Origin of the sequence: Shewanella electrodiphila, assembly GCF_023283985.1 — a bacterium.
Taxonomy (GTDB): Bacteria; Pseudomonadota; Gammaproteobacteria; order Enterobacterales; family Shewanellaceae; genus Shewanella; species Shewanella electrodiphila.
Genome location: NZ_JAKIKU010000002.1, coordinates 157,870 through 170,846 on the forward strand (window position 1 = coordinate 157,870; position 12,977 = coordinate 170,846).

The following is a 12,977-nucleotide window of genomic DNA, read 5'->3' on the forward strand; positions in this document are numbered from 1 at the left end:
ATGGAAAAAGTATTTATGGCATCTTCTAGTAATTCAATCGTTAACGACACTGCAGAACCTAAACTCATTTCAAAGGCGCATAAAGCTTTTTTACGTAAACTGTATCTGTGCTATTTAATTTCTCAGCAACAGCAAAACTTGTTGTCGTTACATCAGATATCAAAAATGCCCCGTAGAACCATTCAAGATACCTTAGCTGCCATGTTAGATATTGGCGTAAAGATTACATTTATCCAGGATGGTGAACGACATAATGCAGGGTATTATCAATTAAAAGATTGGGGCCCGATCAACTATCAATGGGTTGAAGCTAATATCGCAGATATTTGTCAGCAACTTGATATCGACATTCCATGACCCATAAGCCATAACCCATAACCCATAACCCATAACCATAACCATAACCATAACCTTAGACATTAACTCACGGCACGATTTACATCTGGTGAAAGTCCGCCACAGATTTGATTTCGCCCTGAGCGTTTAGCTTGATATAAATGTTTATCGGCAACTTCAATTAACATGGGCAACTGATTGATCGCACTGCAGCTTGTAACAATACCAATACTGGCAGTGACATTGATTTTACGTTGTGATTGGGTGAATGGCAGCTTAGCGATATTCTCACACAATCTTGCAGCAAGCGTATTGGCTTCTTGTTCTTGTGTGTGGGGTAAAAAGATGATGAATTCTTCACCGCCCCAGCGTGCTAGTACATCATCTTTTCGCAATGTATCTCTGATTAAAGTAGCGACTTTAACCAAAACGGCATCGCCAAAGTTATGGCCATAGGTATCATTAATCCCTTTAAATAGGTCAATATCTATCATTAAAATAGAAGCGGATTTTTGAATTTTTTCTTCGGCAAACATCGGCTCGACTAGTTGGTAGAATGCACGACGATTATTAAGTCGGGTGAGCGGGTCCATATTGGCCATTTTTTCAGCGATGGTTTTTTCATTTTCTACTCGCCTAAATCGTTCGGTTAAGGCAAGGGCCAACAATAATACGTCGATAAAAAAACCGACTTCAGCAGCGCGATAAGTGAAATGATTAAAGGGGATATAATTCCAAACCGCTAAACAAGTCACAGCGATGCCCAACATTGAAGAAATGGAGGCTATTAAGAAGAATCGTGCAGAGATATTGCCAAAGTTAAGTGACAAAACACCTAATACAATCATTAGGCCACTAAATAACAGCATAAGATCAAAGGCAAATATGAGCCCTAATACTCTATCTTGTAGCATTACTGCCATCAGCATTAATACTGGGAAAATGATGCATAAACTTTTTAAAATTCGATTAAGTGTAGGCAATTGAAATTTTAATCGTAGAAAGTGGCAAGCGAATAAAATCCCGCTAGTACAAAAGGTCACCATCAGCAGGGGAATTGACCATTGTTGCCATAAGGGAGAGTTAGGCCACAGCCATAAAGAACCATGACCACTGTAGGCAAAGTGGAGCATTAAAAAGTTACCAAGATACAAACTATAAAAAAGATAGCTTTTGAGCCGTAGGCCAATGAATAAAATGAAGTTGTAGATTAATAAAGCGGTGATCGCGCCATAGAGAAACCCGTAACTATAATTATTGAAAGCACTTTTTTGTAGCATTTCTTTTTGGTTAAACAAATAAACGGGAATTGCCATCGGATCGGGTGTTTGTACTCTGATAAGCACATCAGTTTTGCCTATCGGGTAGCTGTAATTAAAGTTAAAACTCGGTTGCATTGCCGATTGTTGGTAGTAAAGTGACAAGTCGCCTTGGTGCTCAAAGTGGACTATTGTATCGTTATCAAACCAAAAGGCGCTGACTTCGTCGAGCCAATAATTATCAATATGCAAAACTCGGTTCAAGGGCTCTGAGGCATCATTATTAATAGTGAGATGCAGCCATACCGGTTTGGCATTAATACCGTAGTTACTGATACTTTGATTAACGGGACTAAATTTTCCTTTTTTTAAAAGCTCAAAAGCCTGAGAAGCATTCAGCCTGTCCTTTTCAACATATTGGGACAGAGAGTAGCCGATGGGTTCTGGATGGTTTTCAGATAAATGAAGGGCGTCAGCTTGAACTATGCAGACGTTCAACCCAAGAATTAAACTAATAGCTAACGTAAATATCCATTTCATAAGTGCGATAAAATACCATTATTTATCTTGTTAACGCTGAAATCCATGTTCTAGCAAAGTGCGATTTAGCTAGAGTTCTGTGTATTAAGAGCTGTTTATTAAGAGCTGTGTATTAAGAGCTGTTTATTAAGCGCTGTTTGTTCATAACGCTCTGTTAAGGCTAAGCTTCGTTTAACTGTATATTTTACAACTAGAATAGCTCAATGCTTTATTGATTTTAGGTTCTCATAATAAAGTGATACTGAATATTAAAATTATGTAATAAACCTTGTTTGCATACTTAAGGATTAGTCACAAAGGTGAGCTTGTCAAAATTAAACATGCGATAAATCAATAGGTAAAGTGAGATGAAACAGCTAGGTTTAGGGCTATTACCAAAAGAAGAGCTTAAAAATGTCAGTCCTAGGTCTGAGCAAGCTATCGCACCTGTAACGTTAATTAAAACGTTTTTGAACTTGCAGCAACAGCAAGCGCTATTAACTGAATCGTTAACGTATCCTTTTGCACAGCCTATGGTTACTGTATTTGGTAAACAGCATCCTATTCCGCGTAAACAGGTATGGTTTGCTGATGATGGGTGTGCCTATCAGTATTCATCCTTACTGATAACCCCGACACCTTGGCCGCAAGGATTATTGAGCTTAAGAAACCAATTGCAGCAGCAACTTAATGTAAATACTAATGGCGTATTAGTAAATCGCTATCAAAATGGTTCAGATAGCATGGGTTGGCACAGTGATGATGAGCCAGAAATCGAGCCCAATAGTGACATAGTGTCGATAAGCCTTGGTGCAAGTAGAGATTTTGTATTAAGGCACAAAGCTACTCAGCAAAAGCTGACGATTACATTGCACTCTGGTGATTTATTAATCATGCATGGTGATATGCAGCAAAATTGGCAGCATAGTGTGCCAAAACGCCTAAAAGTGTCTGAACCGAGAATTAATCTTACATTTCGCAAATTAGTTGTTGGTTTTCATGAGTAATTTTCAAGTTAATAATTAGGGTTAAAAAGTGAGCAAGCTTGCATTGTCAGCATTTTTTGCCAAACATGTCTTATTGAATTTATGTCGGTTTGATTTTTGAAACGTTAAACAGTAGTCTTCAACCTTTCAGATTGTAGATAAAAAGAGTTTGTTATGTCAGTTGAACAAGTGATAACCCAAAAACTGAACCAGTCTTTTAGCCCAATCCATTTAGACGTACTTAATGAAAGTAATCGTCATCATGTACCACCAAACTCTGAGACACACTTTAAAGTTGTAGTCGTGAGTGATGAGTTTGAATCTCAACGTCTTATATCCCGTCATCGCGCGGTAAACGGCGTTTTAGCTGAAGAGTTAGCTAATGGTGTTCATGCATTATCAATTAATGCTTATACTCAAGAAGAGTGGAAGGCCCTTGATACAGTGCCTAAAACGCCGAACTGTAAAGGCTAGTTTTTTACTGTGTCATACAGTGAAAATACGTTAGTTATTCTTAAACCTCATCAGCGGATGGGGTTTTTTATTGCCTCCAATTTACCTTCTTCAATTACCACATTAATTGCCTTATATTTTGACGGCATCACCCCAATCAATAATTACAATGAATAGCCATGGGGCGGTTCAAGTTTGACCGATTGTCATAAGCTTGTCATTGGAAGGTGATATGCATGGATATCTTCAATGGTTTGCTTAGCTGTTCGCATTTTATTTTGATGCTATGATGCCAAGCAGATTATTTGCCAACCTTAAGGAATGTGTAATGCCTTTACTTGATAGTTTTACCGTTGACCATACACGCATGGACGCGCCGGCTGTTCGTGTTGCTAAGCATATGAGTACACCTAAAGGTGACACCATTACGGTATTTGACTTACGTTTTTGTGCGCCGAATAAAGATATTTTGAGTGAACGTGGCATTCATACCTTAGAGCATTTATTTGCAGGCTTTATGCGTGATCATTTAAATGGTGACAGTGTTGAGATTATTGATATCTCGCCAATGGGTTGTCGTACTGGCTTTTACATGAGTTTAATTGGTGTGCCATCAGAGCGTATGGTTGCAGATGCGTGGTTAGCTGCAATGGAAGATGTGCTTAATGTGGTTGAGCAAACTGAAATTCCTGAATTAAATGAATACCAATGCGGTACATTTGAGATGCATTCACTTGAACAAGCTCAAGATATAGCTCGCGCTATTATCGCAGCAGGCGTCAGCGTCAATCGTAACGATGATTTGAAATTAAGCGATGATATTTTAGGAACGCTTTAACGGTTTTAATTTGCAAACAGCATAGATTTATCAAAAGCGGCTTCGGCCGCTTTGTTTTTATGAGGTTAATTAATTATTAAAATACTGTTCTTATTTGTGTGAAAACGTTATTGTTATCAGTTGATAATAGGACGTTATTTATAACAATAAAGCATCGAATATAACGATGCTGATGATGTATTTTGGGAGTTAATCATGTCTAAAAGCCAATTCAGCTTGTCTGTAATTGCTTCAGCTGTGCTTTTTGTTTGCCATTCAGGTTCTAGTTTTGCTGGAACATCCGTTACTGCCTCAATGGATGAGTCGAACAATACTGTTGTGCTAACCCAGCCTCAGACGGCTCCGCTGCATTATCGAGATAGCACCATTCCGCTAGCTTTTTCAGGAATGACAGTGTTGCCTAGCAGTCAAGGACAGGCGACAGCAGTTACTCACCGCGGCGCAATGAGTGGTATTGCTATTACACAAGATCGTGTTAGTTTTTCTCCTTCTCCTTATGCAGCACCTCAGCTTGTACTTCAGCCTAATTTAGCGCTACAAAGTAAAATATCAGCTTTAACTCTCACAGATGTGGCCAAAGGCGGCATGGGATCTTTTGGTCATGTTAATTACACGACTGCGCAGATTAGTCCAAATGAATTGGGCGGTAAGGCAAATATTGAAATCAATGAAAATGGTGATGGCCACGTAGGTGCAATTGCCAGCGGATTGAATAAAGAATACGGCATGATGTTAGCGGTGGATTATCAAAACACAGCTGAAGAAGTCGGTTTTGTTAGCGGCTTTGATAATGAGCAAACGCAAACTGACATTATGTTTAAAATTAATGCTGATAGCTTAGTTGGCGCGCGTAATCCGCAGCAAACCGAATTTATGTACCAGTACACTGACTCTGATAGCGGTTATTCAAATGTGGGCTTAACAGCGCAAGACTGGGGAACGAATCCAGGTACTCGATATTCTGCGACGCAAAATGATCAGCAAGAAGGCCAGCGTCACAAGTACCAAGTTAGCCATATCGTTGATTTAACTGGTGGCACTCAAATGGTGTCAGACTTTTATTACCAGTCCTATGATGAGAAAAAAGCGCAGCTTAATACATTAGACGGTAACTTTATTGGTTTGACTGAGTTGCAAGCCATCGCTGACTTTGATACCAACCCAGTTGGAAGCAATAATCTTTCTTCTATGTTAGAAGATAATCACTATGCTGGTTATGGGCTGCAAACTGAAGGAACGAGTCAGTATGGTGAGCATCAAGTAACTTACGGTGCCCTGTATCATTCAGATAAAGCTGAAATGAAATTTGGTCAACAAGATTGGTTATGGAGTGACGATAGAAGTCTTTCCAGTGTCAATGTAGATAAAGCTGTAATGGCGTATGTTGATGATGTGAATGTGTTTACCACTACAGCCGATGCTAAATTAAATTATGGCGCTTTATCATTTAACTTAGGGTTGGCGTTTGAAAATGTCAGTACCACTCGTGAAGTCAGTGTTGAAGCATATGGCATTGAAGCCGCAGACTTCTCTGATGACGGTTGGATACCATCACTTGAAATTGCCTATACTACAGGCGCTTGGAAAGCGGCACTTGCAGCGAAACAAGCATGGAGTGCAGCTTCTGCAGGCAATGCCAGTCAACAAGCGCAAGAGTCAATGCATTATCAACTTGGGTTAACTTACCAGACAGACTCGCTTAATCTCGGTGTAAATCTTTATATGCAAGACTTCGATAATCAGCACATTAGCTGTATGTGGAGTATGGCATGTGACTATTCTCAGCGTTATGTGCAAGAAAATATTGAAGACGTGAGTGTTAATGGCGTCGATTTATCTGCCGATTACCAATTTGCTTTCGAGAGTTTCTCCATTCCGTTGAGCGTTCAATACCAGTATAGCCAGGCTGAATTTGGTGAATCAGGTGTTAACGACTTAATTGGTTTATATGTGAAAGGCGAACAATTGCCTTGGGTGCCTGAGCAGCAATTAGCCATTAGTGGTGGTGTTATTGTTGGAGCGTTTAGTTTTATGGCCCAAGGGCTTTATCAGTCAGAGCTAGGATATGCGACAGCATTTAATGGTGGAGAACAAATTGACGGGCAATGGAAAGTCGATATTGCCGCTAATTATCATATTTCTACTGTGCATGAAGTGTATTTACGTATAGAAAATGTACTTGATGAGGATTTAGTGAGTCAACAGTCTACTTTAGGCATTAATGCTCAAGGTGAGATGTTGACATATTTCGGCTATCAAGCACGTTTCTAAAAAAATACAATCCCTTCTATATTACCTAGCTTACTGTTTTAAAAGTGCTTTAGTATGGGCTTAATTAGCCCATACTAACTGCTACAAATGTTAACAAATAGATAAACCACTTCCTCTATTAATTCTTTTAAAATTAATGCTATAGTGCTCATGTTGCTGGATTATTGCATCGAATCGCGTGATATCAGTCTATTCCACACCCTAAATAGGTGTAATTGTTTAAAAATGAACAATCAAAAATTTCAATCACCTATTATTTTCGTGGCGATAGCGCACATTTTGAGGTAAAATGCGCGCGACCAGCGTGATTGCGATCGCATTTCCGTGATAAATCTGCGCTAGCTCAACACTGAAGTGTTTGTTAACACTTTGTATTTTTTGGGTAGGAACGCGGCGCATTGTCTTTCCTTCAAACGTAGTGCTTGTGGATATGATTACAATAAAGAAAGGATTGGAACTACCTCTAGCAGGTGGCCCAGAGCAAGTTATCCATAATGGCCCAGCCATTAAGAATGTCGCCACTTTGGGTGAAGAGTATATTGGCTTACGTCCAACGATGAAAATCAAGGTTGGCGAAAAAGTTAAGAAAGGCCAGGTTATTTTTGAAGATAAAAAAAACCTAGGTGTAAAATATACTGCTTTAGCTAGTGGGACTGTATTAGAAATTAACCGGGGTGCTAAACGTGTACTTCAGTCAGTTGTTATTGAAGTGGAAGGTGACGACAAAGTCAGCTTTACTCAATACAGTGCTGATGCGTTAAACACGTTAGATGCAGCTGTTGTCAAAGAGAACTTGATTGAATCAGGTCTATGGACAGCTTTGCGTACTCGCCCTTTCAGTAAAGTACCTGCAGTTGACTCTGTCGCCGCTGGTATTTTCGTCACCGCTATAGATACCCAACCACTAGCTGCAGATCCTGCAATTGTGATTGCTGAGCATAAAGAAGATTTCGCAAACGGTTTAACCCTGCTTGCAAAATTAACTGAAGGCAAAGTGTTCATTGCTAAAGCGCCTGGTGCAGATATTCCTACTGGGAATGCTCAAGTTGAAGAGTTTGCTGGTAAACATCCGGCAGGCCTTGTGGGTACTCATATACATAACTTACTTCCTGCATCTGCAACACGTACTGTGTGGCATGTTGGCTATCAAGATGTGATTGCAATCGGTCAGCTATTTACCCAAGGCGAACTTAACACTCAACGTGTTGTTGCTATTGGTGGCCCACAAGCTAAGAACCCTCGTCTCGTTCGTACGGTTTTAGGTGCAAGCACTAACGAACTTACTGCTGGTGAAATTGAAGGTAATACCGTTCGTGTTATCTCAGGTTCAGTATTAAGTGGTCGTCAAGCTGCAGGTCCTCACGCTTACCTTGGTCGTTACCATCAACAAATTAGTTTGTTGCTTGAAGGTAATGAAAAAGAATTATTCGGTTGGGCTATGCCTGGCAGCGATAAGTTCTCTATCACTCGTGCATTCTTAGGTCACTTAAACCGTACTGGTCTGTTCAACATGACCACAAGTACTGGTGGTTCTGACCGTGCAATGGTACCGATTGGTAACTATGAACGTGTTGTTCCGTTAGACATCTTACCGACAATGTTACTTCGCGATTTAGTTTCTGGTGATTACGATGGTGCAGCTGCACTGGGTGCATTAGAGCTAGACGAAGAAGACTTGGCATTATGTACCTTCGTATGTCCAGGCAAGTATGACTACGGTACATACCTGCGTGATTGTTTAGATACGATCGAGAGGGAAGGCTAATGAGCTTGAAAGATTTTATCGAGCGTATTGAACCGCAATTTGAAAAAGGCGGTAAGTACGAAAAGTGGTACGCCCTTTATGAAGCGGCTGCGACTGTGTTTTACACTCCAGGTAAAGTAAACAAAGGTAGCACGCATGTGCGTGATAACCTTGACCTTAAGCGTATGATGATTACGGTTTGGGCGTGTACTTTCCCTGCAATGTTCTTTGGTATGTACAACGTTGGCTTACAAGCTCAAGATGCGCTTATTGCTGGTTTTGCTACTCCTGATGTATGGCAAGTCAGCCTATTTAGCTTATTCGGTACTGAGCTAACAGCAGACTCTGGCATCGCGGCCTTGATGTGGTACGGTGCCTGTTGGTTCTTACCTATCTACGCTGTGACCTTTGCGGTTGGTGGCTTCTGGGAAGTATTATTTGCTTCTGTACGTGGCCATGAAGTTAACGAAGGTTTCTTTGTTACCTCGATTCTTTTTGCGCTCACACTGCCAGCAACAATTCCTTTATGGATGGTTGCACTAGGTATTACCTTCGGTGTTGTTGTTGCTAAAGAAGTGTTCGGTGGTACAGGTCGTAACTTCTTAAACCCTGCACTAGCTGGTCGTGCTTTCCTATTCTTTGCTTACCCATTAAACATGTCAGGTGACACGTCTTGGGTTGTTGCTGATGGCTACTCTGGTGCAACTGCACTGAGTCAAGCTGCACAGGGCACATTAGAATACGGTATCACTCAAGACTGGTGGGATGCTTTCTTTGGTTTCATTCCAGGTTCTGTCGGTGAAGTTTCTACGTTCGCTATCTTATTAGGCGGCGCGGTGATTGTTTATACTCGTATTGCATCTTGGCGCATTATTGCAGGTGTTTTACTCGGTATGATTGCAGTGTCAACACTGCTTAATGTCATCGGAAGTGACACCAATGCAATGTTTGCAACGCCTTGGTATTGGCACCTTGTTTTAGGTGGCTTTGCATTCGGTATGATGTTTATGGCAACTGACCCAGTTTCAGCGTCATTTACTAACAATGCGAAATGGGCTTATGGTTTATTGATTGGTGCCATGGCTGTCTTTATTCGTGTTATTAACCCAGCATTCCCAGAAGGCATGATGTTAGCAATTCTATTCGCTAACTTATTCGCACCATTATTTGACCATTTTGTGGTTCAAGCAAATGTTAAGCGGAGGATTTCACGTGGCCAGTAATAAAGAATCAATCGGCAAAACATTATTTGTTGTTGTCGGTCTGTGCTTTGTCTGCTCAATGTTCGTTTCGACGGCAGCAGTGTTATTAAAGCCGACTCAACAGCAAAATAAGTTATTAGATAAGCAAAAGTACATTCTTGAAGCTGCTGGTTTAGTTGATACTAAGGCTGGCAAAGTAGAGAAAGACGTTATCATCGAAAAGTACAATAAGTACGTTGAAGCTCGCCTTGTTGATTTAAAAACAGGTGACTTCGTAGAAGGTGATGCGGATACTTTTGATGTTGAAAAAGCAGCACGTACTCCTGCAACGTCTTTCAAACCTGAAAACGATATTGCATCAGTTAAGCGCGTAGCAAACCAGGGTGTTGTTTATCTTGTTAAAGATGACAGCAACGAACTACAAACCGTGATTATTCCTGTTAAAGGCTACGGTTTATGGTCAACCATGTTTGCTTTCTTAGCCGTTGAACCTGATATGAATACAATTCGTAGCTTAGTGTATTACGACTTTACTGGTTCTGGTGAAACCCCAGGTCTAGGTGGTGAAGTTCAAAACCCACAATGGGTTGCTAAGTGGCAAGGTAAGAAACTTTATGACGACAATGGCGAGCTAGCCATTCAAGTGACAAAGATCCCTACTATCGCATCTTCAGTCCACGGTGTTGACGCATTATCTGGTGCGACACTAACGAGTAACGGTGTTCAGTACTCACTAACGTTCTGGTTAGGTGAAGAAGGTTTTGCACGCTTTATTGAAAAAGCACGCAATGGAGGACTTAGCTAATGGCTGATGCTAAAGAACTTAAACAGGTTCTGACCGGACCTATCATTAATAACAACCCGATTGCTTTGCAAATTCTGGGTGTATGTAGTGCGCTAGCAGTAACCGCTAAAATGGAAACTGCCATCGTAATGACATTAGCATTGACAGTGGTTACCGCATTCTCGAATTTATTTATTTCGATTTTACGTAATCACATTCCAAGCAGTGTTCGTATTATTGTGCAGATGACCATTATTGCTTCGTTAGTAATTGTGGTTGACCAAGTATTGCAAGCTTACGCCTATGACGTTGCGAAGCAATTATCAGTATTCGTTGGTTTGATTATTACTAACTGTATTGTAATGGGTCGTGCAGAAGCCTATGCGATGAAAACACCACCTTTAATGAGCTTCATGGATGGTATCGGTAATGGCCTAGGCTACGGTGCAATCCTATTATCAGTTGGCTTCTTCCGTGAGCTATTTGGTAACGGTTCATTATTTGGCGTGGAAATCCTAAGCAAAATCTCTGACGGTGGTTGGTACCAGCCTAATGGCTTGTTACTTCTTCCTCCTAGTGCGTTCTTCTTGATCGGCATTTTGATCTGGGTTATCCGTACTTATAAGCCAGAGCAAGTAGAAGCAAAAGGGTAAGCGCAATGGAACATTATATTAGTCTGTTAATTCGTTCGATATTCATTGAGAACATGGCGTTGGCCTTCTTCTTGGGTATGTGTACTTTCCTAGCTGTATCTAAGAAAGTCACAACTGCAATGGGCCTTGGTGTAGCAGTTATTTTCGTACTTGCGATTTCAGTACCTGTAAACCAAATCATCTATCAAGGTTTATTAGCGCCAGGCGCACTTGCTTGGGCTGGTGTTCCTGATGCAGATTTGAGCTTCTTGAAGTTCATTACCTTCATTGGTGTTATCGCAGCATTAGTACAAATTTTGGAAATGGCTTTAGACAAGTACTTTCCACCTTTGTATAACGCGTTAGGTATTTTCTTACCTTTGATCACCGTAAACTGTGCAATTTTTGGTGCTGTTTCATTCATGGTTGAGCGTGATTACAACCTAAGTGAAAGTTTAGTATTCGGGATTGGCTCTGGTATTGGTTGGGCATTAGCGATTGTATTGCTAGCCGGTCTTCGTGAGAAAATGAAGTATTCTGATGTGCCAAATGGTCTTCGTGGTTTAGGTATTACCTTCATCACTTCAGGTTTAATGGCGCTAGGTTTCATGTCGTTCTCGGGTGTATCTCTTTAAGAGATACCCAGCGACGTATTACTTTGAACCTTAAAGGATAAGTTTAATGGATATTCTTAACGCTACTCCAATAGATGTTTATCTAGGTGTGAGTATGTTTACTGCAATCGTTTTAATCTTGGTTTTAGTGATTCTATTCGCTAAATCTAAGTTGGTTGCAAGCGGTGATATCACTATCTCAATCAATGATGATAGCGAAAAAGCAATTAAAACAGGTGCGGGCAGTAAGTTACTTGGCGCATTAGCTGATAACGGTATTTTCGTATCTAGTGCCTGTGGTGGCGGTGGCTCATGTGGTCAGTGTCGCGTTAATATTAAGTCTGGTGGTGGTGATATTCTTCCAACAGAACTTGATCACATTAGTAAAGGTGAAGCTCGTCAAGGTTGTCGTTTAGCCTGTCAGGTAAATGTAAAAACTGACATGGATATCGAACTTGATGAAGAAATCTTCGGTATTAAGAAGTGGGAATGTGAAGTTATCTCTAACGATAACAAAGCGACGTTCATTAAAGAACTTAAGCTGCAAATTCCTGGTGATGAATCAGTTCCTTTCCGCGCCGGTGGTTACATTCAAATTGAAGCACCTGCTCACCATGTTAAGTATGCGGACTTTGATGTTCCTGCTGAATATCGTGGCGACTGGGAGCACTTTGGTTTCTTCAACTTAGAATCAAAAGTTGATGATGAGACGATTCGTGCTTACTCAATGGCTAACTACCCTGAAGAGTTTGGTATTATTATGTTGAACGTGCGTATTGCTACGCCACCTCCGCGTAATTTAACCTTACCTTGTGGTAAGATGTCATCGTACATTTGGAGTCTTAAAGAAGGTGATAAAGTCACTATCTCGGGCCCATTTGGTGAGTTCTTCGCTAAAGAGACTGATGCTGAAATGGTATTCGTTGGTGGTGGTGCTGGTATGGCCCCAATGCGCTCACACATCTTCGATCAACTTAAGCGTTTAAACTCTAAGCGTAAGATGAGTTTCTGGTATGGTGCACGTTCTAAACGTGAAATGTTCTACGTTGAAGATTTCGACGGACTAGCATCGACCAATGAAAACTTTGAATGGCATGTTGCATTATCTGATCCGCAAGAAGAAGATAACTGGGATGGCTATACTGGATTCATTCATAACGTATTGTACGAAAACTACTTACGTGACCATGATGCACCAGAAGATTGTGAGTTCTACATGTGTGGACCTCCAATGATGAATGCTGCCGTAATTGGTATGCTTAAAGACCTAGGTGTTGAAGATGAAAACATCTTACTCGATGACTTTGGTGGCTAATGCGTTAATCAACATAGATTAGCA

At 40.7% G+C, this 12,977-nt stretch carries 12 protein-coding genes; 11 read left to right on the top strand and 1 reads right to left on the bottom strand.

The annotated features are described in order from the left end of the window. Entirely contained in the window at positions 1 to 357 is a 357-nt protein-coding gene (locus L2737_RS04260) for a winged helix-turn-helix domain-containing protein (RefSeq protein ID WP_248954905.1), read from the top strand. Positions 358 to 419: 62 nt separating this feature from the next. On the opposite strand, the gene L2737_RS04265 is transcribed toward L2737_RS04260, so the two are convergent. Continuing rightward, complete coding sequence (locus L2737_RS04265; protein ID WP_248954906.1) at positions 420 to 2,135, bottom strand: sensor domain-containing diguanylate cyclase; 1,716 nt, start codon at positions 2,133 to 2,135, stop codon at positions 420 to 422. Between the two features lie 347 nt (positions 2,136 to 2,482). Here L2737_RS04265 and L2737_RS04270 point away from each other — a divergent pair, with 347 nt between their 5' ends. The 10 genes from L2737_RS04270 (at position 2,483) to nqrF (ending at position 12,953) form a co-directional block, all read left to right on the top strand. After that, positions 2,483 to 3,121 (top strand): alpha-ketoglutarate-dependent dioxygenase AlkB family protein, encoded by a 639-nt coding sequence (locus L2737_RS04270; protein ID WP_248954907.1) that lies wholly within the window; start codon positions 2,483 to 2,485, stop codon positions 3,119 to 3,121. A 153-nt stretch (positions 3,122 to 3,274) separates the two neighbouring features. Then, positions 3,275 to 3,574, top strand: a complete 300-nt coding sequence (locus L2737_RS04275; RefSeq protein ID WP_102528430.1) for a BolA family protein — start codon at positions 3,275 to 3,277, stop codon at positions 3,572 to 3,574. Between the two features lie 307 nt (positions 3,575 to 3,881). After that, positions 3,882 to 4,391 (top strand): S-ribosylhomocysteine lyase, encoded by a 510-nt coding sequence (gene luxS / locus L2737_RS04280; protein ID WP_102528431.1) that lies wholly within the window; start codon positions 3,882 to 3,884, stop codon positions 4,389 to 4,391. Between the two features lie 195 nt (positions 4,392 to 4,586). Then, positions 4,587 to 6,662 carry a TonB-dependent receptor gene (locus L2737_RS04285; protein ID WP_248954908.1) on the top strand — a complete coding sequence of 692 codons (2,076 nt, stop codon included), beginning with the start codon at positions 4,587 to 4,589 and terminating at the stop codon, positions 6,660 to 6,662. A 430-nt stretch (positions 6,663 to 7,092) separates the two neighbouring features. Then, positions 7,093 to 8,427 carry a Na(+)-translocating NADH-quinone reductase subunit A gene (locus L2737_RS04290; protein ID WP_229368979.1) on the top strand — a complete coding sequence of 445 codons (1,335 nt, stop codon included), beginning with the start codon at positions 7,093 to 7,095 and terminating at the stop codon, positions 8,425 to 8,427. Further along, positions 8,427 to 9,629 carry an NADH:ubiquinone reductase (Na(+)-transporting) subunit B gene (locus L2737_RS04295; RefSeq protein ID WP_102528433.1) on the top strand — a complete coding sequence of 401 codons (1,203 nt, stop codon included), beginning with the start codon at positions 8,427 to 8,429 and terminating at the stop codon, positions 9,627 to 9,629. The genes L2737_RS04290 and L2737_RS04295 overlap by 1 nt, the downstream gene beginning before the upstream one ends. Further along, positions 9,619 to 10,413: a Na(+)-translocating NADH-quinone reductase subunit C gene (locus L2737_RS04300; RefSeq protein ID WP_229368978.1), complete on the top strand. Its 795-nt coding sequence runs from the start codon at positions 9,619 to 9,621 to the stop codon at positions 10,411 to 10,413. The genes L2737_RS04295 and L2737_RS04300 overlap by 11 nt, the downstream gene beginning before the upstream one ends. Beyond that, entirely contained in the window at positions 10,413 to 11,045 is a 633-nt protein-coding gene (locus tag L2737_RS04305) for an NADH:ubiquinone reductase (Na(+)-transporting) subunit D (RefSeq protein ID WP_102528435.1), read from the top strand. The genes L2737_RS04300 and L2737_RS04305 overlap by 1 nt, the downstream gene beginning before the upstream one ends. Positions 11,046 to 11,050: 5 nt before the next feature. Beyond that, on the top strand, positions 11,051 to 11,659 hold the full coding sequence (nqrE, locus tag L2737_RS04310) for an NADH:ubiquinone reductase (Na(+)-transporting) subunit E (RefSeq protein WP_102528436.1): 609 nt from the start codon (positions 11,051 to 11,053) through the stop codon (positions 11,657 to 11,659). Positions 11,660 to 11,705: 46 nt separating this feature from the next. After that, complete coding sequence (nqrF, locus tag L2737_RS04315; RefSeq protein ID WP_102528437.1) at positions 11,706 to 12,953, top strand: NADH:ubiquinone reductase (Na(+)-transporting) subunit F; 1,248 nt, start codon at positions 11,706 to 11,708, stop codon at positions 12,951 to 12,953. Positions 12,954 to 12,977: the final 24 nt, after the last annotated feature.